The organism is Diaphorobacter sp. J5-51, assembly GCF_001023515.1.
Classification (GTDB): domain Bacteria; phylum Pseudomonadota; class Gammaproteobacteria; order Burkholderiales; family Burkholderiaceae_C; genus Diaphorobacter; species Diaphorobacter nitroreducens.
In genome coordinates this window covers 1-24,399 of the sequence record NZ_JSYI01000140.1, presented here as the reverse complement: position 1 = coordinate 24,399, position 24,399 = coordinate 1, and the positions used below count along the sequence as shown (strand labels likewise).

The following is a 24,399-nucleotide window of genomic DNA, read 5'->3' as shown; positions in this document are numbered from 1 at the left end:
GCGGCTAGAATCGCGGATTCATTCACAACCCCCTGAGGGAAACCATGAGCGATATCGAAGCACGTGTCAAAAAAATCATTGCCGAACAACTCGGCGTGGAAGAATCCCAAGTCACCAACGAAAAAGCCTTCGTGGCAGATCTGGGTGCCGACTCGCTGGACACGGTGGAACTGGTGATGGCGCTGGAAGACGAGTTCGGCATCGAGATCCCTGACGAAGACGCAGAGAAGATCACGACGGTGCAAAACGCCATCGACTACGCCAATACCCACCAGAAGGCCTAAGTCGCTGCCGCCCCGCACTCCCTGGGGCGTGGCATCCCATCAGCAAAAGGTTTAGCGCATGAGCCGTCGTCGCGTTGTCGTGACCGGCCTGGGTTGCATCACCCCCGTTGGCAATACGGTGGCCGATGCCTGGGCCAACATCCTCGCCGGGAAATCCGGCATAGACCTCATCACCAAGTTCGATACGACGAACTTTGCCTGCAAGATAGCTGGCGAGGTCAAGGGTTTTGACCTGGACTCCTTCATCAGTGCCAAAGATGCGCGCACGATGGATACGTTCATCCATTACGGTATCGCGGCGGCCGAAGAGGCAGTGCGCGACGCTGGTCTGCCCACGGGCGAGGCGCTGGACGATGAATTGGCCACCCGCATCGGCTGCATCATTGGTTCCGGCATCGGCGGACTGCCGCTGATCGAGAACACGCATGCGGAGTTGACCAACCGGGGGCCGCGCCGCATCACGCCGTTTTTCGTCCCTGCATCCATCATCAACATGGTGGCTGGCCAGGTGTCGATGCGCTTTGGCTTCAAGGGACCGAACCTGTCGGTGGTCACAGCCTGCACCACGGGCCTGCACTGCATCGGCGAAGCGGCCCGCAAGATCGAATACGGGGACGCCGATGTGATCGTCGCTGGCGGTACGGAATCCACCGTCTCGCCCCTGGGTGTGGGCGGCTTCGCAGCCATGCGTGCCCTGTCTACGCGCAACGATGATCCGCAGACGGCGTCACGCCCCTGGGATAAGGACCGCGATGGCTTCGTTCTCGGCGAGGGCGCGGGGGTTCTGGTGCTGGAAGAGTATGAACACGCTAAGGCGCGTGGCGCGCGCATCTACGCCGAGGTGTTGGGCTATGGCATGAGCGCTGACGCCGGGCACATGACGGCACCCAATATGGATGGCCCGCGGCGTGCCATGGTTGCCGCACTGCGCAATGCCGGCGTGAATGCCGACGAGGTGGATTACCTCAATGCGCACGGTACGTCCACGCCGCTGGGGGATCTCAACGAAACCAATGCCATCAAGGCGGCACTGGGTGACCATGCCAAGAAGATGGTGGTGAGTTCGACCAAATCGATGACCGGGCATTTGCTTGGTGGAGCGGGAGGCATTGAGAGTGTGTTCACCGTACTCGCTTTGCACCAGCAGAAGGTGCCTCCTACCACGAATATCTTCGAGCAGGATCCGGAGTGCGATCTGGACTACTGTGCCAACACGGCGCGGGACATGAAGATCGACATCGCAGTCAAGAACAATTTTGGCTTTGGTGGCACCAACGGAACGCTGGTGTTTCGGCGCGTCTGATTGATCGGACCTGGCGCGGCGGTCGGCGCGTCCGCGAGTCTCTGGATCATCGGGCGGGCTCGTCCTCACCAGTGTCTGGCTAACGTCCGCCATGCGTGAGTCCTTGCACGCTCCTGCCGTTCGCTACCTCTATGGCCGCTCGCTCGTGGTGGCCCGCACCCTTGTCGTGTTGGCGCTGGCCGGCATGGCCTGTCTGTCGGTCTGGTTGCTATCCCATGGACGTCAGCCCGACCTGGCCATGCGCGCCTGGGTTGGTGCTGTGGCCTGGGTGTTGGGTGCGGCGGCGGCCTGGCGCTTCTGGCACCGCCTGCCGGAAGGCTTTTTGGTGTGGGATGGCAGCCTGTGGTGGTTGGAGACTGGGCGAACGGGCATACGTATGCCCGTGGATCCGTCTCTCAGGGTGCATCTTGACTTTCAGACCATCCTGATGCTTTCCGTGCAAGGGGCATCCCACACACGGCAATGGCTGTGGATGGAATGCAGGAGCGACCCTCTCCAATGGCCGGCTCTGCGGCGTGCGGTATATTCGCGCGCCCGTGGCGGCTCCCTGGCTGGCGCGCCCGCGAAGCAGACAACCGACGGAATGCCACCCCCGCAGGGTGGCGGAGCATCCCACAAGACATGACGACCCCACCGCCCGCGCCCCAAGAGCCCGCCGACAGTGATCTGCGATTGGTCGAGCGCACCGTCGCGGGGGACCAGCGGGCTTATGAACTTCTGGTCATCAAATACCAGCGGCGCATTGAGCGCCTCGTGGCGCGTATGGTGCGCGATACCGATCTGGTGGCCGACATCACGCAGGAAACCTTTCTGCGTGCCTACCGAGCCTTGTACCAGTTCCGTGGAGAGGCACAGTTCTATACCTGGCTCTACCGCATCGCCGTGAACACCGCCAAGAAGGCGCTGGTAGACATGAAACGCAATCCGGTTGTCACGGAGAGCGCTCTTCGCGGCAGCAGCGACTCCGAAGATGAAACTTCCTTCCTGGATCGTGAACTAATCAGCGACGAAACCCCCGAAACCGTGTTGGCGGCCCAGGAAATCGCTGCCGCTGTTAATGCGGCCATGGAGGCACTGCCCGAGGATTTGCGGCAGGCCGTGACTCTGCGGGAGATCGAGGGGTTGAGTTACGAGGAAATTGCCGTAGCCATGGAATGCCCCATCGGTACGGTGCGCTCGCGGATCTTCCGTGCGCGCGAGGCAATTTCCGCGCGGGTCAAGCCTTTGCTGGAGAAGCGCTCCGGCAAGCGGTGGTAGGCGTGTGAATGGCAATGGCGCGGTTTGGCGAGTAAACACCATGAACGACGACATGATGATGCGAGAACAGCTGTCGGCTTTGGCCGATGGGGAGTTGCAGGGCGAAGAATTTGCGCACGCGCTCACCTATGCCGCGAACGCCGAGGGGCGGGCGACGTGGCAGCTCTACCATTTGATAGGTGACACCCTGCGCAGTTCTGAAGCAGCGGGTATGGGAGACCTTGAACTCGTAGACCGCCTGCGCACGCAACTGGCGCGCGAACCGGCGCCCCGTTTGGCGGCCGTGGAAGTAGGTCACGTGGCCTCTATGAAGGCGGGACGGACGAAAGACAACGCAGCCAACGCCGCAGTGTTCCGCTGGAAGGTGGCGGCAGGGTTCGCGTCGTTTGCCGCAATCGCGGCTGTTGGATGGAGTGCTTATCTGGGCGCCGAAGGTGACGGCCGCGCGGCAGGCGCGCAGTTGGCGGCGGCCCAGCCAGCCATGACGGCCATGGCGCCCGCTCTGCTGGCTACAGCCGCCGGCCCTGATGGGCAACAGGTCATGTTGCGTGATCCGCGTCTGGATGAGTTGCTCGCGGCGCACAAGCAGTTTGGCAGCACGACTGCACTGCAGATGCCGGCAGGCTTCCTGCGGAACGCCACGTTTGAAGCGCCTGCGCGCTAAAGGGTCGGGCTCATCGTTGGAATGTCTAGGCTAGGGAGTCCAGGCGCGTGATTCGGTGGCGAGTAATGCAGTGCTGCCGCAGGTTGCGGTCATGGTGGTTGGTGTGTGGCGGTTTGATGCTCTGTGGCGTGGCTGCGGCGAACTGCATGTCAGGCCCCGCACCAACGACCCCTGGCGAACCACGCGACGTGGCGGAGTGGGTTGCGCGCATGCACCATGCTTCGCTGTTTCGCAGCTACCGTGGCACGTTCGTGGTCCTTTCTTCCAGTGGGGCCATGGTCAGTTCCCGGATCTGGCATGCCTGCGAGGGTGCGCGGCAAATTGAGCGGATCGAGGCGCTGAGCGGAACACCACGGGTGGTCTTCCGGCGCGAAGAGGAGGTCCGCACCTTCCTTCCGCAGGCCCGGGTGGTACGCAGCGAACTGCGCGACGTGCCCGGTGCTTTTCCGCGTGTTGCCGACGCCAAGGGTGTCCATCCTTCGCAGCATTACGCACTGCGGGCGCTTGGGCAGGAGCGCGTGGCCGGGAGGGATGCCGATCGGCTTTTATTCCAGCCCCGTGACGCCTGGCGATTCGGCTACCAGATCTGGGTGGATCGCGTGTCTGGACTGGTTGTCAAGATGCAGACCTTGGACGGCGAGGGGCGGCTCCTGGAGCAGGCGGCGTTTTCGGAACTGAATCTGGATGTCCCGGCGGATCTGTCGCGCATCGAACAGATGATGGAGGACTTGCAGGGGTATCGTCTCGTAAAGGTCCCTCTTCAGCGGACGACGGCCGAAGCGCAAGGCTGGACCATGGGCAAGGCGGTGACCGGATTCGTCTCCCAGGGTTGCTATCGCAAAGACGTGATGGCCATGGCGTCCGGCCCGCTATTGCAGTGCATTTACTCAGACGGCTTGGCCACGCTTTCCGTCTTTGTGGAGCCGTTCGATGCGGCACGCCATGCTGCATCTGTGCGCAGTGCCAGTATGGGCGCCACACAAGTGGTGGGCCGGCAGGTGCACAAAACCGCCTGGGTGACCGCTGTGGGGGAAGTTCCTGCCCGAACGCTCCAGCGGTTCATCGAGTCCGTCCAACGCAAGGACGAATGATGCGTGCCGTTCCCGGTGTACGGGAACCAATGCGCGCCGCTTTCTCACAAACTGCTATTCCCGCTGTTGCGGATTGTCTGGAAAAGAAAGGCTGATGATGACGAAACTCCGTGCAAAGCGCGCATGGTGGCCCTGCGCTATGGCTATCGCCTTGGCAATGGGCGGCGCAGGCTTGGTGGTGGCGCCCGCTTCGGTGCAGGCCCAGCCTGCTGCCGTGGTGCGTGGCTTGCCTGACTTCACCGAACTGGTCGAGCAGGTGGGACCGTCCGTGGTGAACATTCGCACAACCGAGAAGGTGACGGCGAGGCCCTCCATCGGAGGCATGGATGAAGACATGCTGGAGTTCTTCCGGCGTTTTGGTGTCCCGGTGCCCAACATTCCACGCCAGCAGGGGCCGCAGCGTCCGCAGCCCGAAGAGCAGCCGCGTGGCGTGGGGTCGGGGTTCATTCTGAGTCCTGACGGCTATGTCATGACCAACGCCCACGTGGTGGAGGGGGCGGACGAAGTGATTGTGACGCTGACCGACAAGCGGGAGTTCAAGGCCAAGATCATCGGCTCGGACAAGCGCACCGACGTTGCCGTCGTCAAGATCGACGCCACGGGACTGCCCGCGGTAAAGGTGGGTGACGTGGGCCGTCTTAAGGCGGGTGAATGGGTCATGGCAATCGGCTCTCCCTTTGGCCTGGAAAACACCGTGACCGCCGGCATCGTAAGTGCCAAGCAGCGCGATACGGGCGACTATCTGCCCTTCATCCAGACGGACGTGGCCATCAATCCCGGTAACTCCGGCGGCCCTCTGATCAACATGCGGGGTGAGGTGGTGGGCATCAACAGCCAGATTTACTCCCGTTCTGGTGGATTCATGGGTATCTCGTTCGCCATTCCCATTGACGAGGCCATGCGCGTGAGCGAGCAACTGCGTGTGAGCGGTCGCGTGAGCCGTGGCCGCATTGGTGTTCAGATTGGCTCGGTTCCCAAGGATGTGGCGGAGTCCATCGGGCTTGGCAAAACCGACGGCGCGCTGGTGCGCGGCGTGGAGACTGGATCCCCCGCGGAGAAGGCTGGCATCGAGGCGGGCGACGTGATCACGCGCTATGACGGCAAGGCCGTCGAGAAGGCGTCTGACCTTCCCCGCTTGGTGGGCAACACCAAGCCAGGCACCAAGACCCATATCACGGTGTTCCGCCGTGGCGCATTGCGCGACCTGTCGATCACCATCGCCGAGGTGGAGCCTGATGAAAAGGTGGCAGCCAAGGCAGCCGAAGCAGAAGGCAAGGGCAAGTCCTCGACAGCGGCTCAGCAGATCGGCTTGGTCGTTGCCGACCTGACCGCTGCGCAGGCGAAGGAACTGAAGGTGAAGGGAGGGGTGCGCGTGGTCTCTGCCAACGACGCGGCGGCGCGTGCCGGTCTGCGGGCAGACGATGTGATCATCGCGCTGGCTAACACCGAAGTCCGTAACCTCAAGGATTTCGAAGCGGTACTAGCGAAGGCTGACATGGGAAAACCCATCAACGTGCTTTTCCGTCGCGGCGAATGGGCGCAATATGCACTGATCCGCCCCAGCCGTTAGGCAGCGTCGCCAGGGCTCGCTGGAGCCCTGCGATTCCGTAGCGGGGAACGCTCTTTCGCAGGGTTGGTATCAACGGGGCGCTATGTACTTATTGATAGAATAAGTGTGTTTCAAAGGCGCCAATCAATATAACTCCACCTTGAACGTCGCCATGCGGAAAACGCGCTAAGTCATGCACAGGTTTTCCATGGCTTGTTCACTTGTTATTCAGCAATTTGAGATGTGTTGGTTGAATAAGATGTGGATAAGTGCCTCGTTGCAGCCCGGCAACGACCCCGGGCGCTTGTAGGACGCACCCCTTGTCGGGGCCTTTTTGCCTACAATGAAGCTCCAACTATCGCAGTTGCCAAAGATTGTTGGTTCAGGGCGCGTCGCTTGTTTGACGCGCCCTTTTTTCTTGTCATGAGCCTTGCGGTTCAAATACTTGTCGTATCCCGTTGATGAACCACATCAGAAATTTTTCGATCATTGCGCACATCGACCACGGCAAGTCCACGCTTGCTGACCGCATCATCCAACGCTGCGGGGGACTGGCCGACCGGGAGATGGAAGCACAGGTGCTCGACTCGATGGACATCGAGAAGGAGCGCGGGATCACCATCAAGGCGCAGACCGCGGCACTGCAATACAAGGCGCGTGATGGCAAGGTCTACAACCTGAACCTGATCGATACGCCGGGCCACGTGGACTTCTCTTATGAGGTGTCGCGCTCGCTTTCGGCGTGTGAGGGTGCATTGCTGGTGGTCGATGCATCGCAGGGCGTCGAGGCGCAGACCGTGGCCAACTGCTACACCGCGCTGGATCTGGGTGTGGAAGTGCTGCCCGTGCTCAACAAGATGGATCTGCCCCAGGCCGATCCAGACACCGCCAAGGCCGAGATCGAGGATGTGATTGGCATCGACGCAAGCGAAGCCATTGCCATTTCGGCCAAGACAGGCATGGGCATCGACGACGTGCTCGAGCAGATCGTCGCCAAGGTGCCGGCACCGCGCGGCAAGCCCGACGCGCCGCTGCGCGCGATGATCATCGATAGTTGGTTTGACTCCTACGTGGGCGTCGTCATGCTGGTCCGTGTGGTCGATGGCCGGCTGCAGAAGGGCGAACGCTTCAAGATGATGGCCAGCGGCGCTGCCTACGAGGCGAACAACCTCGGTGTGTTCACGCCCGCGCAGCAGTCGCGCGATGCGTTGGAGGCGGGCGAGGTGGGCTACATCATCGCCGGCATCAAGGAACTGAAGGCAGCGAAGGTGGGCGACACCATCACGCTGGAAAAGAAGCTGCCCAACAACCTGGGCCCCGCCACGGAGGCGCTGCCGGGCTTCAAGGAAATCCAGCCCCAGGTGTTTGCCGGCCTGTACCCGACAGAAGCCAACCAATACGACGCGCTGCGCGACGCCCTGGAAAAGCTGCAGCTCAACGATGCCTCGCTGCACTTCGAGCCCGAGGTTTCGCAGGCGCTGGGCTTCGGCTTCCGGTGCGGCTTCCTGGGGCTGCTGCACATGGAGATCGTGCAGGAACGCCTGGAGCGCGAATTTGACCAGGACCTGATCACCACCGCGCCCAGCGTGGTGTACGAGGTGGTCAAGGGCGATGGCGAGGTCATCATGGTCGAGAACCCGTCCAAGATGCCCGACCAGGGCAAGATTCAGGAGATCCGCGAGCCCATCGTGACCGTGCACCTGTATATGCCGCAGGACTACGTGGGCCCGGTCATGACGCTGGCCAACCAGAAGCGCGGCGTGCAGATGAACATGCAGTACCACGGCCGCCAGGTCATGCTGACCTACGAACTGCCGCTGGGCGAGATCGTGCTGGACTTCTTCGACAAGCTCAAGAGCGTCTCGCGCGGCTATGCCTCGATGGACTATGAGTTCAAGGAGTACCGCCCTTCCGACGTGGTCAAGGTGGACATCCTGCTCAACGGCGAAAAGGTGGACGCGCTGTCCATCATCGTCCACCGCAGCCAGTCGCAATACCGCGGCCGCGCGGTGGCGGCGAAGATGCGCGAGATCATCTCGCGCCAGATGTTCGACGTGGCCATCCAGGCGGCCATCGGCGCCAACATCATCGCGCGCGAGACCATCAAGGCATTGCGCAAGAACGTGCTGGCCAAGTGCTACGGCGGCGACATCACCCGCAAGCGCAAGCTGCTGGAAAAGCAGAAGGCAGGCAAGAAACGCATGAAGCAGATTGGGTCGGTGGAGGTGCCGCAAGAGGCCTTCCTGGCGATCCTGCAGGTTGAGGATTGATCGCTGTGCAAGTCATGCAATACATCACGGCCGCGGTGCTCGCGGCATTCGTGGGCTATGTGGGCGCGTGGTATTTCGGCGCGCTTGAGGGCAACTTCGCGCTGCTGCTGTTCCTGGCCACGGTGGTGACTGGGGCGTACTGGCTGGCCGAGCGCTTCATCTTCCTGCCCCGGCGCCGCCAGGCCGCGCAGGCACTGGAGGCTGCAGCGGCCCAGCGCCGCGCCGAGTTGGATCGCATGGGCATCCAGAAGGTGGACCAGGACGACCTTCAGGAAGCCAAGGGGCGCATCCTCATGCAACCCTGGTGGCTGGACTGGACAGCGGGGCTCTTCCCCGTGATCGCCATCGTCTTTCTGCTGCGCTCGTTCCTGTTCGAGCCCTTCAAGATTCCCTCGGGTTCGATGATCCCGACGCTGCTCGTGGGCGACCTGATCCTGGTGAACAAGTTCACCTATGGCCTGCGCCTGCCCGTGATCAACACCAAGATCACTGAAGGCAATCCGCTGCAGCGTGGTGACGTGGTGGTGTTCCGCTACCCGCCGCAACCCAACATGGACTACATCAAGCGCGTGGTGGGTATCCCAGGGGATGAGGTGGCCTACCTGAACAAGCGCCTGACGGTGAATGGCACGCCGGTGCCCACCACGGCACTACCGGACTTCTTCGACCCGGATGCGATGCGCTATTTCAAGCAGTTCGAGGAGCACCTGGGGGCACACCCGCACCGTCTTCTCAACAACCCCGAAGTTCCGGCGTTCGTGCAGGGTGCGAGCAATTACCAATTCCGCGATCAGTGCCGCTACAGCGTCGAGGGCGTGACCTGCAAGGTGCCTGAAGGGCACTACTTCATGATGGGTGACAACCGCGATAATTCGCTCGATTCGCGCTACTGGGGTTTCGTGCCGGACGGGAACATCGTGGGCAAGGCCTTCTTCGTGTGGATGAACTTCGGTAATCTCAAGCGCATCGGACCGTTCAACTAACCAGTATTGGCAGAGAGGGAAGCAGACATGGGAGCACAACGCACCACCACTCGTTCGCGTCAGCGGGGGCTGTCGTTCATCGGCGTGATTTTCGTGGGCCTGATCGCTGTGGCCGCATTCGCGATCGGCGGGCAGTCCGTACCCATCTTCCTGGAATACTTCGCGATCAAGAAGGCCGCAGCGAAGGCGGCGCGCGACGGCTCGACGGTGCCCGAGATCCGCGCAGCGTTCGACCGGGCAGCAGCCATTGACGACATCCATTCCATTGCCGGCAAGGACCTGGAAATCACCAAGCACAATGACAAGATCGTGGTGTCATTCAGCTATTCGCGTGAAATTGCCCTGGCGGGACCGGCCTTCCTGGTCTACCGCTTCCAGGAATCGATCCAACCCCCGAATTACTAGTCTTAGTGCAACCGGCCAGTCTCTCCACACTGCAGCAACGCCTGCAGCATCAGTTCTCCGATGCGTCGCTGCTGCAGCGCGCGCTCACCCACCGTAGCTTCAGCGCGGACCACAACGAACGGCTGGAATTCCTGGGCGACTCGGTGCTGAGCCTCGCGGTCTCCAGCCTGCTGTTTCGCCGCATGCGCGACCTGCCCGAAGGGGAGTTGTCGCGCGTGCGTGCACTGCTCGTCAAGCAGGACTCGCTGCACCAGATCGCCGTGCGGCTGCAGTTGCCGCCGGTGCTGCGCCTGGGGGAGGGCGAGGCCAAGTCCGGCGGCAAGCTGCGCCCGTCCATCCTGGCCGATGCATTGGAAGCGATCATCGGTGCGGTGTACCTGGATGCGGGCTATGAGTGCGCCGAGCAGCTGGTGCACCGCCTGTTCGAGGGCGTGGAGTTGAGTCCGCGCTTGCAGGAGGCGGCGAAGGATGCCAAGACCGCGTTGCAGGAGTGGCTGCAGGGCCGCAAAATGAATCTGCCTCAGTACCGGGTCGTCTCCACCACGGGCGCCGCGCACAACCAGGTGTTCCATGTGGAGTGCGAGGTGGTCGAGTTGCAGCGCGTGGAGCGCGGCAGCGGCGCATCGCGCCGCGCCGCTGAGCAGGCCGCCGCCGGTGCCATGCTGGCCCAGTTGAAAGCGAAAAACGTATGAATGCTACTGAAACCGTAGCTGGTAGCGCAGACGATTCGGGCGCTAGCGGCCAAAATGACCTGGAAGCCATGCTGGCGGCCGCGCGCCCCGGCGGCGATGCCCCGGCCGAGGCCAGCGGCCAGCGCTGCGGGCTGATCGCCATCGTGGGCAAACCCAATGTGGGCAAGTCCACGCTGATGAATGCGCTGGTGGGGCAGAAGATTTCCATCACCAGTCGCAAGGCGCAGACCACGCGCCACCGTATCACGGGCATCCGCACGCGCGGCGCCACGCAGTTCGTGTTCGTGGACACGCCGGGCTTTCAGACCCGGCATTCCACCGCGCTCAACAAGTCGCTCAACAAGACCGTGATGGGCGCGATTGGCGACGTGGACCTGATTCTCTTCGTGGTCGAGGCCGGCAGCTTCACGCTGGCCGACGCCAAGGTGCTGTCGCTGTTCAAGCCGGGCATCCCCACGCTGCTCATCGCCAACAAGCTCGATACCGTGCATCGCCGCGCCGAGATCGCACCGTGGCTGCGGGACATGCAGGGCCGGCACCCGTTCGCGGAGTTCGTGCCCATGTCGGCCAAGAACAAGGGCGATATCGAGCGCCTGTACGGCATCTGCGAAAAGTACCTGCCCGAGCAGCCCTGGTGGTATGCCGAGGACGAGTTGACCGACCGCAGCGAGAAATTCCTTGCCTCTGAAACCGTGCGCGAGAAGCTGTTCCGCTTCACGGGCGACGAATTGCCCTACACCTCCACGGTGGTCATCGACAAGTTCGATGAGGAAAAGAGCAAGCAGCACAAGCGCTTCATCCGCATCGCGGCCACCATCGTGGTGGAGCGCGATGGCCACAAGGCCATGGTGATCGGCGAAAAGGGCGAACGCCTGAAGCGCATCAGCACCGAGGCACGGCAGGAGCTTGAAAAGCTCATGGATGCCAAGGTGTTTCTGGAGGTCTGGGTCAAGGTGCGTTCCGGCTGGGCCGATGATGAAGCGCGCGTGCGCTCCTTCGGTTATGAATAGGACCGTCCCGTGAACGGCTGTGCCGTCTTCCCCTGCGCGCAGCGCTGCGTTTCGCGGGCACAGGGGTGACGCGGTGGCTGGGCAAGGCTCGCTCCGCGCAGGCTTCTGGCGTGGCCCGTTTCGCTGCTCTCTGACGGGTGGTGCAGTGGCGACGTCACGCGGCGCGGGGGATGCTTGCACACGGATTTTCAAGCAAATCAGCCTCCAGCGCTCATCTGTCAAGCGTTGGACGCTATTTAAAAGATAGCAATTCATGGCCGCCCGCCGCATCGCCGACGAGCCCGCCTACGTACTCCACAGCTACGACTGGAGTGAATCCAGCCTGATCCTGGAGACGTTCACGCGCCATTACGGTCGCGTGGCGCTGGTCGCCAAAGGGGCGAAGAAGCCCACCTCCAACTTTCGGTCCGTGCTGCTGCCGCTGCAGCCGCTGCGGGTGACCTACACGCTGGGCGGCGAGGGGCATGGCGAGATCCATGCGCTCAAGGGCGCGGAGTGGGCGGGTGGCCATGTCATGCCGACGGGCGATGCGTTGCTATCGGGCCTGTACCTCAACGAACTGCTCCTGCGGCTGCTGGCGCGTGAGGATACCCACGCGCTGCTGTTCGATACCTATGCCGGCGTGGTGCGCGTGCTGGCAACCGTGGACCACGAGGGGGAACATGGCGATGCGCTGGAGCCCGTGCTGCGCAGCTTCGAGCTGCTGCTGCTGCGCGAGATCGGCCTGCTGCCGGGCCTGGATGCGGAGACCTCCACGCTTGCTCCGCTGCACGCGGCGGCGCGCTACGCGCTCGTGCCGGAAGCCGGCCTGCGCCCGGCCGTGCCGGCCGACCGGGCGGCGCTTTCGGGAGGCCAGTGGCTGGCCCTGCAGGGCGCGCTGGACGAGCCCGCGCGCTACACCGCCACGCTGCGGGCCATCGCGACAGCCGAGGCGCCGGTGGCGGCCGATCTCAAGACGCAGTTGCGTGCGCTGCTGCAATACCACTGCGGCAGCCCCTTGCTGCGCACGCGCCAGCTGATGATGGATCTGCAGAAACTCTGAGAGCCTGTCGTCAGGCTTTCCTCGGCGCCCGATGTGCCGTGCAGACGGGCCAGTCCGCGAGAATCGCTTCCGCGATGGGTTTGAGGGCAGCTTCTGAAACACAGACAACGGGAGGGAACAGGGCATGGAGCATGGCAGGGCAAGAGGGTGGATGATCGGCTGGGCGATCGCGCAGGGCGCCGCATTGTGGGCGTTGCACGGGCTGCTGCCGAAGGGCGACGCCGCTGTGCTCTGGCCGCTCTACGCCGTGGTGCTGGCGGTGCCGCCGACCCTGCAACTGCTGGCCGCGTACCGTGCACGCCGCCTGCTGTGGGTGTACGCAGCGGCCCTGGCCATGGTGTTCGCCGCGGCCGCGGCTTATGCGGGCCATGCCTCGCTGGGTGAGAACCGCGGCCGCGCCGCCATGGCCCTGGGGGTGCTGCTGTCCTGCAGCTGGTTCGTGCTGCTGCCTTTTGCCGAGCAACGCCTGGCCAGCGGCACCTGGGCGCGCGACTACGCCCGGCTCTTCGCCACGGCCTGGCGCCATGCCTTCCAGTTGCTGTTGGCGGGCCTGTTCGCCGGGCTGTTCTGGGCCCTGCTGTTCCTGCTGGCCGGGCTGTTCAAGGTGCTGGGCGTGTCGCTATTTCTGGACACATTCACCAGCCGCCCGTTCGTCTACATGGCTACCCCGATGGCGTTCAGCATGGGGTTGTCGCTGTACGCGGCGCGGGAAGAAGCGTTGACGGGTTTCTGGCGTTCGATGCTCCAGGTGCTGGGCTGGCTGTTGCCGCTGGCCTGCATGATCGCTTTGCTGTTCCTCGTGGCGCTGCCGGTGCGCGGCCTGGCACCGCTGTGGAAGACCGGGCACGCCACGGCGCTCATGCTCGGGCTCATGGCGTGGCTGGTGTTTCTGTTCAACGTGGCCTGGAGCGACGGCCGGGCGGAAAGCCAGCGCTTCGGCCCCGGGCTGCAGCGCTTTTGCGCGGCCGGCCTGCTGGCAATGCCCGTGTATGCCGCGCTGTGCGCCTATGCGCTGGGACTGCGGGTGGCGCAGTACGGCTGGAGCGCGGACCGCGTCTGGGCCGCGCTGGCCGTGGCCCTGATGGCGGTCTACGCCGTCGGGTATGCGGTGGCCGCACTGCGGGGCGGTGCGCCCTGGATGGCGCTGGCGCGCCGGGTGAACGTGGCGGCGGCCTGGCTGGCCGTTGCGCTGGCTTTGTTGACCTGCACGCCCGTGCTGGACCCGGCGCGCATCGCTGTCGCCAGCCAACTGGCGCGCCTGCAAGCGCAGCGCGTGGACGTGCAAGCCTTCGACTTTCGCTACCTGCGCTGGGACGCGGGCCGGGCCGGTCGCGCGGCGTTGGAGCAGTTGGCGCAGGAGCAGAGCCACCCCCAGGCCGCGCAGATCCGGGAGCAGGCCCAGGCGGCCCAGCAGGACACGCACCGGTACGCGCGGGGCCGTGGAACGCCTGTTTGGACCGCCGAGACCCTGCGCGCCCGGTTGCAGCCGTTTCCCGCCGACGCGGCGCCCGATGCCGCATGGCTTGAATTCCTGCTCACCCAGCTGCGGGGGAGCCAGCTGTCGCTGACCTGCACCGAGGCCGCGCCCTGTCCCGTGCTGCGCATCGACCTGGACGGTGACGGGCAGGCGGAGCAGGTGCTGCTCAGCGGCTATGCGAGCCAGGTGTTCGCGCGGGACGGTGCGCGGTGGCGGACGGTGGGGCGTCTGCAGGGCAACCTCCGGCATGTGCAGGGCGCGCGGGCCGGGCAGTGGGTGGAGCAGGGCGTCCAGACCCAGCCACCCCGTTGGCGCGACTTGGTGATCGGCGGCGAGCGCTACTCGGTGCGCGAGACGGACTGAGGTGGCCCGGCGGCGTTGCGCAGGCGCCCCGGCGCGGTCGCAACCCGCGCCGCCGCGCGCCGCGGCCTTGCGCAGCGTCGTCCCCGCCCCCGTCGCAGATTGCTATATTGCCTAGCTTCACGCCACCGCTTCGCATCCCATGACCACCTCCCACGCGCGCACCGCCCTCTCCGTGAACGTCAACAAAGTGGCGCTGGTGCGCAACACGCGCCATCTGGGCATTCCCAGCGTGCTGCGCGCCGCGCAGCTGTGCTTGGAAGCTGGGGCGCAGGGCATCACCGTCCATCCGCGCCCCGACGAGCGGCACATCCGTGCGCACGATGTGTACCAACTGGCCGAGCTGCTCAAGCAATGGCCGCAGGCCGAGTACAACATCGAGGGCAACCCCACGCACAACCTGATGGAGTTCATCCGCCAGGTGCGCCCGCACCAGGCCACCTTCGTGCCCGACAGCCAGGACCAGTTCACCAGCGACCACGGCTGGAGCTTTCCGCAAGATGCCGAGCGCCTGGCGCCCCTGATTGCCGAATGCCGGCAGTTGGGCGTGCGCGTGAGCCTGTTCATGGACCCCGTGCCCGAGCAGATGGCCGCCGCGCGCGCCGTGGGGGCCGACCGCGTGGAGCTGTACACCGAGCCTTACGCCGCCGCCTGGGGCACGCCGCAGCAGGCCGTGCAACTGGAGCGCTACCGTGCTGCCGCCCAGGCCGCGCTGGATGTCGGCCTGGGGGTGAACGCGGGCCACGACCTCAGCCGCGACAACCTGGCGGACTTCCTGGCCCACGTGCCCGGCGTGCTGGAGGTGTCCATCGGCCATGCGCTGATCGCCGATGCGCTGGAGTTGGGCTACGGCGACACGGTGCGCGCCTACCAGCGCTGCATCGCCCAGGGCATGACGGAGCGGGGACTCCTGAAACCATAGCTGCTGGCGCTTGTTGGATAAGCGCTAGAGACCTATTTGACTCATAACCCCATGATCTACGGCATCGGTACCGACATCTGCGACGTGCGCCGCATCCGCGCCAGCCTGGCGCGCCATGGCGATCGCTTCGCCGAAAAGGTGCTGGCCGATGGCGAGCTGGCGACCTGGCGCGCACGCTCGGCACGCTGGCCCGAGCGCGGCGTGCGCTACCTGGCCACGCGCTTTTCTGCCAAGGAGGCGTTCAGCAAGGCCATCGGCTTGGGGCTGCACATGCCCATGACCTGGCGGCACTGCGAGGTGGCCAACCTGCCCAGCGGCCAGCCCACAATCGTGCTGCACGGCGCGCTGCAGGACTGGTTTGCCGCGCGCGGCCTGCGCTGCCACCTGAGCGTGACCGACGAGAGCGACTACGCCGCCAGCTTCTGCGTGGTCGAGAAAGATTGAAGCCAAATCAGCCCGCAGGGCTTGTGTGGCAAGCGCTGATAGCTATCAAAATGAAAGCATGCAACCCATGACAGAACACGCACCCCTCATCATCGACGTGGCCGGAACGCAGCTCACCGCCACCGATCGCCAGCGCTTGGCCCACCCGCTCGTGGGCGGCGTGATCCTGTTCGCGCGCAACTGGCAGCACCGCGCGCAGTTGCTGGAACTCACCGCCGCCATCAAGGCCGTGCGGGGCGACCTGCTGATCTGCGTGGACCATGAGGGCGGTCGCGTGCAGCGCTTCAAGACCGATGGCTTCACGCACATCCCGCCCATGCGTGCCTTCGGCGAGCTGTGGATGGACGACGGCAAGGGCAGCAAGCACCGCGAAGGCAGCGGCGCCCTGCGCGCCATGGACGCCGCCACGGCGGCGGGCTACGTGCTGGGCAGCGAGCTGCGCGCCTGCGGTGTGGACTTCTCCTTCACGCCGGTGCTCGACCTGGACTACGGCGCCAGCGGCGTGATCGGCGACCGGGCCTTTGCCCGCGACCCGCGCGTGGTCGCCATGCTGGCGCGCGCGCTCATGCAGGGCCTGCTGCAGGCCGGCATGGCCAATTGCGGCAAGCACTTCCCGGGCCACGGCTTCGTAGCGGCCGACTCGCACACCGAGATTCCGGTGGACCGCCGCAGTCTCACGGCGATCCTGGCCGATGACGCGGCCCCGTACCCGTGGCTGTCCACGGTGCTCACCAGCGTCATGCCCGCGCATGTGATCTACCCCAAGGTGGACAACCGCCCGGCGGGCTTCTCCACCAAGTGGCTGCAGGACATCCTGCGCGGACGGCTGCGCTTTGACGGCGCCGTTTTCAGCGACGACCTGAGCATGGAGGGCGCCCGTCGTTTGAACGGCCTGGACGGCGAGGTGGTCAGCTACACCGACGCCGGTGTGGCCGCGCTCAATGCCGGCTGCGACCTGGTGCTGCTGTGCAACCAGAGCCTGGGCGGCGGCGCGGCGGTGGACGAACTCATCGATGGCCTGGCTTCCGCGCAGGCCGCGGGCCGCTGGCAGGCCAGCGGTGCGAGCGAGGCGCGCCGCCTGGCCCTGCTGCCCGAGACACTGCCCCAGCCGTGGGACGACCTCATGGTGCAGCCAGCGTACATGCACGCGCTGGACCTGCTGCCTTGAAACGGGTGGCGGCGATGCGTGTCGGCGTACTCACCGGCGGGGGCGACTGCCCGGGGCTGAACGCGGTGATCCGCGCGGTCACCAAGTCGCTGATCCACCACGGACACTGCGAGGTACTGGGCATCGAAGACGGCTTCGAGGGCCTGATGGGCGAAGCGTCGCGCGCGCGGCTGCTCACCTGGGACCAGGTCTCGGGCATCGTGCACATGGGCGGCACCATCCTGGGCACGAGCAACAGCGCCAACCCGCTGAAGGACGAAGCGACGCTGGCCCAGGTGGAGCGCAACGTGCGCGCGCTGGGCCTGGACGTGGTGGTGGCCATTGGCGGCGACGGCACCATGAGCCTGGCCCATGGCCTGGCGCGGATCGGGCTGCAATGCGTGGGCGTGCCCAAGACCATCGACAACGACATCGCGCTGTGCGAGCGCAGCTTCGGCTTTGACACCGCCGTGGCCACGGCCACCGACGCGATGCGCCGCATCGAGAGCACGGCTTACAGCCACCACCGCGTCATGATCGTCGAGACCATGGGCCGCCATGCAGGCTGGCTGGCCCTGGAGAGCGGCATTGCCGCCGCAGCCGACGTGATCCTGCTGCCCGAGATCGACTACGACCTGCAGCCCATCATTGAGCGCTGCCGTCGGCGCGAGCAGCGCCAGCGTTACACCGTCATCTGCATCGGCGAAGGCGCCAAGGAGCGCGGCGCCGGCCTCACGGTGCGCGAGCAGGTGGCCCACAGCCCCGACCCCGTGCGCCTGGGTGGCGTGGGCCATGTGCTGCGGCAGCGGCTGCAGCCGCACCTGCAAAGCGAGGTGCGCACCACCGTGCTGGGCCATGTGCAGCGCGGGGGCGACCCGACCGCGTTCGATCGTGTGCTGGCCACGCGCTTCGGTCACCGGGCGGCGCAACTGGTGATCGATGGCCAGTTCGGCCACATGGTCACGCTACAGGGCGGGCACATCGCCAGTGTCCCCATCGCCCAGGTGGCCAACACCCAGCGCAAGGTGCCGCTGGACCATGAACTGATCGCCATCGCGCGGGCGATCGACGTGTGCCTGGGGGAGTAGGCATGCTGGTTGCGCTTCATGTTTAGGAGCTGCTCGCGCTTGATGCGCAAGGCTTAGAGGCAAATTCGATTCGCATTTTGTCCTGCATGCCAATGCGGTCTTATGGCCGTGCCGGCCGGGTGTTCTGCCGCGCATCTGCGACGATCAGGGCTGGCCGGCACGCCGGGCCAGCCAGCGGTAGCCCATCGCTGGCGCTGGGTTTTTATGCCGGACAGGCATCGGGAGCGGTATGCGTGAACGGGTGAATCTTGGAAAGAGCGCCCCCGCGCTGTACCAGGCGGTGGTGGAGTTGGACCGGTTGGCGTCCGAGGCTGCGGCACAGGCCGGCATCGCGACGGGGTTCACGCACCTCCTGCCCCTGCGGGCATCCCAGCTCAACCAGTGCGCCTTCTGTGTCAGGCTGCACGCACGGGACGCGCTGGCCAGCCAGGAGAGCGGCGACCGCATTGCGGTGCTGCCCGCGTGGCGTGAGACCGATTACTTCAGCCCGAAGGAGCGCGCCGCTCTGGAACGGGTGGAAGCCGTCACCTTGGTCGCGGAGGGGCAGGTGCCCGATGCCGTTTACGCGCAGGCGGCAGGCGTCTTGACCAAGGAGGAGATAGCCGCCGTTGAATGGCTGGCGGTGGTCATCAACGCCTGGAACCGGATCGCCATCTCCAGCCGCTACCCCGTCAGGGCCTGACGGCGACGGGCCGCCGCAGCGGCCCATGCCCTTACGTGAAGTCCGCCGCACGGTGCGGGCCCTGGACAAGCGCGCGTGCGGACGACACGCCCTGCGGGCGCCGGCATGGCTGGATGGGGAAGGATGTTCACACGCATCAGGTGGGCCTGAACGCACTCACCGCGCCTTTGGTGCGAATGACGAGGGTGCCGCGGAGCTGTGCGCTGGGTGCCAAGCCAGCGGTGGGCGGTAATCGGCCGCGCTGTTGGGGCCGGGAAACCCGTTCGGGAGATTGGTAGACGGCGGCAGCGGCGGTGCCTACCCGCAGGTGCCGAAAGCGCTTGCGCGCCCAGGCACCGTTGGGGTTACCACGTTCAGCGATCCTGCTGGTTCTGCTTGCCGCCCATTTGGTTGGGGCTCTGCTGGCTCTGCAATTTCTGCTGATCACGCTGATCCTGCGGGTTCAGGTTCTGCTGCCGGCTCGGATCCTGCTGGCCTTGTTGGCCCTGCTGTTGGTTCTGTTGGTTCTGCTGGTTCTGCTGGTTCTGCTGGTTCTGCTGGTTTTGCTGGTTTTGCTGGTTTTGCTGGTTTTGCTGGTTTTGCTGCTGTTGTTGTTGCTGATTCTGGGTTTGGTTGCCTTGCTGTGCCATGGTCGTTCTCCAAAGAGGTGGACAGGCGGGATTGCCTGCAGATCCATTGAAATGGTCGCGTACAGGGAAACAGGTCAGCGGTTTCCTACTGAGTGGTAGGAGGCACGCTACTGCGGCGGCCATTCTTTGGGCTGCGACGTGGGGCAGTCCCGGCACTTGCCACGGGAAACGCGGGGGCCTCAGCACCGCACGCGTTGCAAAGCAGGGCGCGCTTGGCGTTCAGGTGGAATCTGAAGGAAATATGATTCCAAGCCTTATGGAGTAACCGCGAGCAGCTATCAAAAGAAAAGCGGCCTGTAGGCCGCTTTCGTGTCGCACCAGCGTTGCGTCAAGCGCCCAGATAGGCCTTGCGCACGTCCGCATTGGTGAGCAGAGCGGCGCCGGTGTCCTCCAGCACCACGCGGCCGTTTTCCAGCACGTAGCCGCGGTCGGCGATCTGCAGGGCGCGGTTGGCGTTCTGCTCCACCAGAAACACGGTCACGCCCTCGGCACGGATGGCCTGGATGATCTCGAAGATCTGCGCAATGATCAGCGGCGCCAGGCCCAGCGTGGGCTCGTCCAGCAGCAGCAGGCGGGGCTTGCTCATCAGCGCGCGGCCGATGGCCAGCATCTGCTGCTCGCCACCCGACATGGTGCCGGCACGCTGCGCTGCGCGGTCCTTCAGGCGCGGAAACAGCTTGAACACGTGTTCCATGCCCTCCTCAATGGCAGCGCCGTCCTGGAAGAAGCCACCCATCTTCAGGTTCTCGACCACGGTCAGGTTCGAGAAGATGCGGCGTCCCTCGGGCGAGACGGCGATGCCCTTGCGCATGATGAGGTGCGTGGGTTGCTGGGTGATGTCCTCGCCCTCGAAGCGCACGGTGCCGCCGCTGGCGCGCGGCGTGCCGCACAGGGTCATGAGCAGCGAGGTCTTGCCCGCGCCATTGGAGCCGATCAGCGAGACGATTTCGCCCTGGTTCACGTGCAGGCTCACGCCATTCACGGCGCAGATCGCGCCGTAGTGCGTGGACAGGTTTTCTACTTGCAGCATGGGCTGGGCCATCACGCTTCCCCCAGATAGGCCTTGATGACCCGTTCGTCGTTGCGGATGGCGTCGGGCGTGCCCATGGCGATGGGCTTGCCGTATTCCATGACCAGGATGCGCTCGGAAACGCCCATCACCAGCCCCATGTCGTGCTCGATGAGCAGCACCGTCACGCCGTACTGGCGGCGCAGTTGATCGATCAGCGCCTGCAGGTCCTTCTTCTCCTGCGGATTCAGGCCCGCGGCGGGCTCGTCCAGCATGAGCAGGCGTGGCTTGGTGATCATGCAGCGCGCGATCTCCAGGCGGCGCTGGTGCCCGTAGGCCAGGTTGCCGGCCTCGCGGTTCACAAACTCGCGCAGGCCCATGACGTCCAGCCAGTGCATGGCTTGATCGATCTTCTCGGCCTCGCTCCGGCGGTAGCGTGCGGTATTGAACAGGCCGGCCAGCAGCGGTGCCTGCGACTGGTGGTGCTGGGCCACCAGCAGGTTCTCCAGCACCGTCATGCCCTTGAACAGGCGCACGTTCTGGAACGTGCGCACCACGCCCTGACGCGCGACCTGGTGGCTGGTGTAGCCCGCAATGGCCTGGCCCTGCAGCGCGATCTGGCCGCTGCTGGGCTGGTAGAAGCCGCTGATGCAATTGAACACCGTGGTCTTGCCCGCACCGTTGGGGCCGATGATGGCAAACACCTCCTGCGGTTTCACGTCGAAGGCCACATGGTCCACCGCCAGCAGGCCGCCGAAGCGCATGCACAGGTCCTTGACCTCAAGCAGGGGGGCGCTCATGCGGGCACCTCCACATGGTGGCGTTTCATGGGCAGCAGGCCCTGCGGGCGCCACACCATCATCAGGATCATGACCAGGCCGAAGATCAGCATGCGGTACTCGGAGAATTCGCGTGCCAGTTCGGGCAACACGGTGAGGATGATGGCCGCCACGATCACGCCCAGCTGCGAGCCCATGCCGCCCAGCACCACGATGGCCAGGATCAGCGCAGACTCGATGAAGGTGAACGACTCGGGGTTCACGATGCCCTGGCGCGCCGCGAAGAACGCGCCGCCGAAGCCCGCGAACATGGCGCCCAGCGTGAAGGCCGAGAGCTTGATCTTCATGGGGTTCAGGCCCAGCGACCGGCAGGCGATCTCGTCCTCGCGCAGTGCCTCCCAGGCGCGGCCGATGGGCATGCGGATCAGGCGGTTGCTGATGAACAGCGTGACCACCGCGAGCAGCAGCGCCATCAGGTACAGGGCGATCACCATGTGCAGGGAGTTGAACTCCATCCCGAAGAACTGGTGGAAGGTGGTGCCGCCCTCCACGGTGGGCGAGCGCGTCATCTCCAGGCCCAGCACGGACGGCTTGGGGATGCTGGAGATGCCGTCCGGTCCGCCCGTCCAGTCGGTCAGGTTGACCAGCAGCAGCCGGATGATTTCGCCAAAGCCCAGCGTCACGATGGCCAGATAGTCACCCCGCAGGCGCAGCACTGGAAAGCCCAGCACGAAGCCGAACAGCGCCGCCGCCGCGCCGGCCAGGGGAAGGGCTTCCCAGAAGCTCCAGCCGGCCCAGTGGAACAGCAGCGCATAGGTGTAGGCACCCACGGCATAGAAGCCCACGAAGCCCAGGTCCAACAGGCCGGCGAAGCCCACCACGATGTTCAGGCCGAGGCCCAGCATCACGTAGATCATGGCCAGCGTGGCGATGTCCACGGCGTTGCGGCCGGCGAAGAACGGCCACGATGCCGCGATCATCAGCGCCACGAAGATCAGCACCTTGCGCTGGCCCGGCGTCGCCTGAGGCAGGCTGGGCAGCGACAGCTTGGGCAGCCGCGCACCCAGCAGCGGGCGCAGCAGTTGCACCACGAACACGGCGAGGCACCCCCACAGCAGCGTGCGCCACTCGGGCACGATGATGGTGCGCGTGCCCGCGCGCTCCAGGTGCAGCGTGAAGATGGGCAGTACCACGATGGCCGCCAGAAAGGTGGCGATCAGCGCGTTCTTGAGATGGGAAGAAAAACCGGTGGCGTGCATCAGACTTTCTCCACTTCAGGCTTGCCCAGCAGGCCCGTGGGGCGCACCAGCAGGATGAGCACCAGCAGGCCGAAGGCCACGATGTCCTTGTACTCCGACGAGATGTAGGCGGCGGCGAAGGTCTCGGCCACGCCCAGGATCACCCCGCCCAGCATGGCGCCGGGAATGGAGCCGATGCCCCCGAGGACGGCCGCCGTGAACGCCTTGATGCCGGCGATGAACCCGATGAAGGGGTTGAGCTTGCCCACGGCGAGCGCGATCAGCACGCCGCCCACGGCCGCCAGCATGGCGCCCAGGATGAAGGTGAACGAGATCACGCGGTTGGTGTCGATGCCCAGCAGGTTGGCCATGTGCATGTCCTGCGAGCAGGCGCGCGAGGCGCGGCCCATGCGCGAGTGCTGGATGTACAGCGTGAGCGCAATCATCAGCACCACCGCCACGGCGATGATGAGGATGCGAGAGTAGGGCACGTAGACCTCGAAGCCGCCTTCGCTGCCAAAGCGCAGCGCGCCGGGGATCAGCGAGGGCACGGCCATGTCGCGCGCGCCCTGGCCCAGCGCCACCCAGTTCTGCAGGAAGATGGACATGCCGATGGCCGAGATCAGCGCCACCAGGCGCGGGCTGCTGCGCAGCGGCTTGTAGGCCACCTGCTCCACCACGAAGCCGTAGACGCCCGTGATGGCCACCGCTACCACCAGCATCAGGGCGATGATCGCCCATACCGGCAGGCCACTCTGCACGCCGACGGCCGACAGCGTGACCAGGCCGATGTAGGCGCCGATCATGTAGATGTCGCCATGGGCGAAGTTGATCATTCCGATGATGCCGTAGACCATCGTGTAGCCGATCGCGATCAGCGCGTAGATGGCGCCCAGCGAAAGACCATTGAACAGCTGTTGTACCAGCTGGGGTATGAGATCAGACATGCATGCCACCCCTCAACAGGAAAAGGCCCCTCCAGGGGCCGAATGCAATGGACCAAGGGTGCGTGGCTTGCGCAACGCACCCTTGGGACGGGGAGGTGGGTTTACTTGGCTGCCAGGCTCTTGCTGCCGTCCTTGTGCCACTGGAAGACCTGGAAGTCGAAGCTGTTCAGGTCGCCCTGCTTGTTCCAGGACACGGGGCCCAGCACCGTTTCGATGGTGCTCTTGTGCAGGTGGTCGGCCACCTTGGCAGGGTTGTCGCCCACGGCCTTGATGCTATCCAGCAGTGCCTGGGTGGCGGCGAACGAGGTCAGCTGGAAGGCGCCGGACGCATTGCGCTTCTTGTCCTTGAAGGCGGCCACGACGGCAGCGTTCTTGGGGTTGGCAGCGAAGTCGGCCGGCAGCGTCACCAGCATGCCTTCCACGGCGTTACCGGCAATGGCGTTCACCTCGGGGTTGCCCACGCCCTCGGGGCCCATCATGCGCACCTTCAGGCCTTGCTCGCCGGCCTGGCGCAGCAGCAGGCCCATCTCGGGGTGGTAGCCGCCGTAGTACACGAAGTCCACGCCAGCGCTCTTGAGCTTGGTGATGACGGCGGAGTAGTCGCTGTCGCCGGCGTTGATGCCTTCGAACAGCGCCACGGTGATGCCGGCCTTCTTCAGGTCGTCACGCACGGAGGAGGCGATGCCCTGGCCATAGGACTGCTTGTCGTGCAGCACGGCGACCTTCTTGGGCTTGGCCTTTTCGGCGATGAACTTGGCAGCGGCAGGGCCCTGTTGGTCGTCACGGCCGATGGTGCGGAAGATGAAGTGGTAGTTCTTGCCGTCGGTGAGCGCCGGGGAGGTGGCCGACGGGGTGATGACGACCACGCCCTCGTTGTTGTAGATGGGAGCGGCAGCGATGGAGGCACCCGAGCACACCGGGCCGATCACATAGCCGATCTTGGCATTCACCACACGGTTGGCGGCCACGGGGCCTTGCTTGGGTTCGCAGGCATCGTCGATGGAGACCAACTCGATCTTCTTGCCGCCCACGCCGCCAGCGGCGTTGGCCATCTCGACGGCCGTGGTCACGCCTTCCTTGACTGCGCATTCCACTGATGGCGGACAGTGATTCCATTCCCATCGCGG

24 protein-coding genes are annotated in these 24,399 nt (G+C 65.0%); 18 read left to right on the top strand and 6 right to left on the bottom strand.

The window, feature by feature from the left end; translation table 11 throughout:
* The first annotated feature begins 44 nt into the window (after window positions 1-44).
* From acpP to OX89_RS17335, 18 genes are all read left to right on the top strand, one after another.
* Entirely contained in the window at window positions 45-284 is a 240-nt protein-coding gene (gene acpP / locus OX89_RS17425) for an acyl carrier protein (protein WP_003058049.1), read from the top strand.
* Between the two features lie 58 nt (window positions 285-342).
* Window positions 343-1,587, top strand: a complete 1,245-nt coding sequence (gene fabF, locus OX89_RS17420) for a beta-ketoacyl-ACP synthase II (RefSeq protein WP_015913977.1) — start codon at window positions 343-345, stop codon at window positions 1,585-1,587.
* Window positions 1,588-2,208: 621 nt separating this feature from the next.
* Window positions 2,209-2,844: an RNA polymerase sigma factor RpoE gene (rpoE, locus tag OX89_RS17410; RefSeq protein ID WP_047351562.1), complete on the top strand. Its 636-nt coding sequence runs from the start codon at window positions 2,209-2,211 to the stop codon at window positions 2,842-2,844.
* 40 nt (window positions 2,845-2,884) lie between these two features.
* Entirely contained in the window at window positions 2,885-3,508 is a 624-nt protein-coding gene (locus tag OX89_RS17405; protein WP_047351561.1) for a sigma-E factor negative regulatory protein, read from the top strand.
* Between the two features lie 65 nt (window positions 3,509-3,573).
* The gene (locus tag OX89_RS17400) at window positions 3,574-4,599 is read left to right on the top strand and encodes a MucB/RseB C-terminal domain-containing protein (RefSeq protein ID WP_047351560.1); all 1,026 of its coding nucleotides are present in this window, start codon (window positions 3,574-3,576) and stop codon (window positions 4,597-4,599) included.
* A gap of 139 nt (window positions 4,600-4,738) precedes the next feature.
* Window positions 4,739-6,169, top strand: a complete 1,431-nt coding sequence (locus tag OX89_RS17395) for a DegQ family serine endoprotease (protein WP_369799308.1) — start codon at window positions 4,739-4,741, stop codon at window positions 6,167-6,169.
* 440 nt (window positions 6,170-6,609) lie between these two features.
* Window positions 6,610-8,418 carry a translation elongation factor 4 gene (lepA, locus tag OX89_RS17390; protein ID WP_015913971.1) on the top strand — a complete coding sequence of 603 codons (1,809 nt, stop codon included), beginning with the start codon at window positions 6,610-6,612 and terminating at the stop codon, window positions 8,416-8,418.
* Between the two features lie 5 nt (window positions 8,419-8,423).
* The gene (gene lepB / locus OX89_RS17385; protein WP_041836392.1) at window positions 8,424-9,401 is read left to right on the top strand and encodes a signal peptidase I; all 978 of its coding nucleotides are present in this window, start codon (window positions 8,424-8,426) and stop codon (window positions 9,399-9,401) included.
* A gap of 27 nt (window positions 9,402-9,428) precedes the next feature.
* Window positions 9,429-9,806 (top strand): DUF4845 domain-containing protein, encoded by a 378-nt coding sequence (locus OX89_RS17380; protein WP_011806389.1) that lies wholly within the window; start codon window positions 9,429-9,431, stop codon window positions 9,804-9,806.
* A gap of 5 nt (window positions 9,807-9,811) precedes the next feature.
* Entirely contained in the window at window positions 9,812-10,498 is a 687-nt protein-coding gene (gene rnc, locus OX89_RS17375; RefSeq protein ID WP_011806388.1) for a ribonuclease III, read from the top strand.
* The gene (gene era, locus OX89_RS17370; RefSeq protein ID WP_011806387.1) at window positions 10,495-11,508 is read left to right on the top strand and encodes a GTPase Era; all 1,014 of its coding nucleotides are present in this window, start codon (window positions 10,495-10,497) and stop codon (window positions 11,506-11,508) included. The genes rnc and era overlap by 4 nt, the downstream gene beginning before the upstream one ends.
* A 253-nt stretch (window positions 11,509-11,761) precedes the next feature.
* Window positions 11,762-12,550, top strand: coding sequence for a DNA repair protein RecO (gene recO, locus OX89_RS17365; protein ID WP_047351558.1), 789 nt, complete (start codon window positions 11,762-11,764; stop codon window positions 12,548-12,550).
* A 151-nt stretch (window positions 12,551-12,701) separates the two neighbouring features.
* The gene (locus tag OX89_RS17360; RefSeq protein ID WP_234305595.1) at window positions 12,702-14,390 is read left to right on the top strand and encodes a DUF4153 domain-containing protein; all 1,689 of its coding nucleotides are present in this window, start codon (window positions 12,702-12,704) and stop codon (window positions 14,388-14,390) included.
* A gap of 139 nt (window positions 14,391-14,529) precedes the next feature.
* Window positions 14,530-15,309 (top strand): pyridoxine 5'-phosphate synthase, encoded by a 780-nt coding sequence (locus OX89_RS17355; RefSeq protein ID WP_047351556.1) that lies wholly within the window; start codon window positions 14,530-14,532, stop codon window positions 15,307-15,309.
* Window positions 15,310-15,360: 51 nt separating this feature from the next.
* On the top strand, window positions 15,361-15,753 hold the full coding sequence (gene acpS / locus OX89_RS17350) for a holo-ACP synthase (protein WP_011806383.1): 393 nt from the start codon (window positions 15,361-15,363) through the stop codon (window positions 15,751-15,753).
* Between the two features lie 67 nt (window positions 15,754-15,820).
* On the top strand, window positions 15,821-16,921 hold the full coding sequence (nagZ, locus tag OX89_RS17345) for a beta-N-acetylhexosaminidase (RefSeq protein ID WP_047351598.1): 1,101 nt from the start codon (window positions 15,821-15,823) through the stop codon (window positions 16,919-16,921).
* A gap of 14 nt (window positions 16,922-16,935) precedes the next feature.
* Window positions 16,936-17,988 (top strand): 6-phosphofructokinase, encoded by a 1,053-nt coding sequence (locus OX89_RS17340; RefSeq protein ID WP_047351555.1) that lies wholly within the window; start codon window positions 16,936-16,938, stop codon window positions 17,986-17,988.
* 241 nt (window positions 17,989-18,229) lie between these two features.
* Entirely contained in the window at window positions 18,230-18,670 is a 441-nt protein-coding gene (locus OX89_RS17335; RefSeq protein ID WP_234305594.1) for a carboxymuconolactone decarboxylase family protein, read from the top strand.
* Window positions 18,671-19,023: 353 nt separating this feature from the next.
* Here the strand turns inward: OX89_RS17335 and OX89_RS18765 are convergent, their stop codons facing one another.
* The 6 genes from OX89_RS18765 to OX89_RS17305 all read right to left on the bottom strand — a co-directional run.
* A complete protein-coding gene (locus tag OX89_RS18765) occupies window positions 19,024-19,299 on the bottom strand; it encodes a hypothetical protein (protein WP_047351553.1) in 276 nt (91 codons plus the stop codon).
* Window positions 19,300-19,627: 328 nt separating this feature from the next.
* Window positions 19,628-20,341: an ABC transporter ATP-binding protein gene (locus tag OX89_RS17325; RefSeq protein WP_011806378.1), complete on the bottom strand. Its 714-nt coding sequence runs from the start codon at window positions 20,339-20,341 to the stop codon at window positions 19,628-19,630.
* On the bottom strand, window positions 20,341-21,108 hold the full coding sequence (gene livG, locus OX89_RS17320) for a high-affinity branched-chain amino acid ABC transporter ATP-binding protein LivG (RefSeq protein WP_015913961.1): 768 nt from the start codon (window positions 21,106-21,108) through the stop codon (window positions 20,341-20,343). Before livG ends, OX89_RS17325 begins: the two co-directional genes overlap by 1 nt.
* Window positions 21,105-22,346 carry a high-affinity branched-chain amino acid ABC transporter permease LivM gene (locus OX89_RS17315; protein WP_047351552.1) on the bottom strand — a complete coding sequence of 414 codons (1,242 nt, stop codon included), beginning with the start codon at window positions 22,344-22,346 and terminating at the stop codon, window positions 21,105-21,107. The genes livG and OX89_RS17315 overlap by 4 nt, the downstream gene beginning before the upstream one ends.
* On the bottom strand, window positions 22,346-23,272 hold the full coding sequence (livH, locus tag OX89_RS17310) for a high-affinity branched-chain amino acid ABC transporter permease LivH (RefSeq protein WP_011806375.1): 927 nt from the start codon (window positions 23,270-23,272) through the stop codon (window positions 22,346-22,348). The genes OX89_RS17315 and livH overlap by 1 nt, the downstream gene beginning before the upstream one ends.
* 101 nt (window positions 23,273-23,373) lie before the next feature.
* A partial coding sequence (locus tag OX89_RS17305) for a high-affinity branched-chain amino acid ABC transporter substrate-binding protein (RefSeq protein WP_047351597.1) occupies window positions 23,374-24,399 on the bottom strand: 1,026 nt, incomplete at its 5' end.

Excerpts from the sequence above, each read along its gene's own strand:
- acpP (WP_003058049.1), top strand. The coding sequence starts at position 45 with ATGAGCGATATCGAAGCACGTGTCAAAAAAATCATTGCCGAACAACTC.
- fabF (WP_015913977.1), top strand. The coding sequence starts at position 343 with ATGAGCCGTCGTCGCGTTGTCGTGACCGGCCTGGGTTGCATCACCCCC.
- rpoE (WP_047351562.1), top strand. The coding sequence starts at position 2,209 with ATGACGACCCCACCGCCCGCGCCCCAAGAGCCCGCCGACAGTGATCTG.
- OX89_RS17405 (WP_047351561.1), top strand. The coding sequence starts at position 2,885 with ATGAACGACGACATGATGATGCGAGAACAGCTGTCGGCTTTGGCCGAT.
- OX89_RS17400 (WP_047351560.1), top strand. The coding sequence starts at position 3,574 with ATGCAGTGCTGCCGCAGGTTGCGGTCATGGTGGTTGGTGTGTGGCGGT.
- OX89_RS17395 (WP_369799308.1), top strand. The coding sequence starts at position 4,739 with ATGGCTATCGCCTTGGCAATGGGCGGCGCAGGCTTGGTGGTGGCGCCC.
- lepA (WP_015913971.1), top strand. The coding sequence starts at position 6,610 with ATGAACCACATCAGAAATTTTTCGATCATTGCGCACATCGACCACGGC.
- OX89_RS17380 (WP_011806389.1), top strand. The coding sequence starts at position 9,429 with ATGGGAGCACAACGCACCACCACTCGTTCGCGTCAGCGGGGGCTGTCG.
- era (WP_011806387.1), top strand. The coding sequence starts at position 10,495 with ATGAATGCTACTGAAACCGTAGCTGGTAGCGCAGACGATTCGGGCGCT.
- recO (WP_047351558.1), top strand. The coding sequence starts at position 11,762 with ATGGCCGCCCGCCGCATCGCCGACGAGCCCGCCTACGTACTCCACAGC.
- OX89_RS17360 (WP_234305595.1), top strand. The coding sequence starts at position 12,702 with ATGATCGGCTGGGCGATCGCGCAGGGCGCCGCATTGTGGGCGTTGCAC.
- OX89_RS17355 (WP_047351556.1), top strand. The coding sequence starts at position 14,530 with ATGACCACCTCCCACGCGCGCACCGCCCTCTCCGTGAACGTCAACAAA.
- acpS (WP_011806383.1), top strand. The coding sequence starts at position 15,361 with ATGATCTACGGCATCGGTACCGACATCTGCGACGTGCGCCGCATCCGC.
- nagZ (WP_047351598.1), top strand. The coding sequence starts at position 15,821 with ATGACAGAACACGCACCCCTCATCATCGACGTGGCCGGAACGCAGCTC.
- OX89_RS17340 (WP_047351555.1), top strand. The coding sequence starts at position 16,936 with ATGCGTGTCGGCGTACTCACCGGCGGGGGCGACTGCCCGGGGCTGAAC.
- OX89_RS18765 (WP_047351553.1), bottom strand. The coding sequence starts at position 19,299 with ATGGCACAGCAAGGCAACCAAACCCAGAATCAGCAACAACAACAGCAG.
- OX89_RS17325 (WP_011806378.1), bottom strand. The coding sequence starts at position 20,341 with ATGGCCCAGCCCATGCTGCAAGTAGAAAACCTGTCCACGCACTACGGC.
- livG (WP_015913961.1), bottom strand. The coding sequence starts at position 21,108 with ATGAGCGCCCCCCTGCTTGAGGTCAAGGACCTGTGCATGCGCTTCGGC.
- OX89_RS17315 (WP_047351552.1), bottom strand. The coding sequence starts at position 22,346 with ATGCACGCCACCGGTTTTTCTTCCCATCTCAAGAACGCGCTGATCGCC.
- livH (WP_011806375.1), bottom strand. The coding sequence starts at position 23,272 with ATGTCTGATCTCATACCCCAGCTGGTACAACAGCTGTTCAATGGTCTT.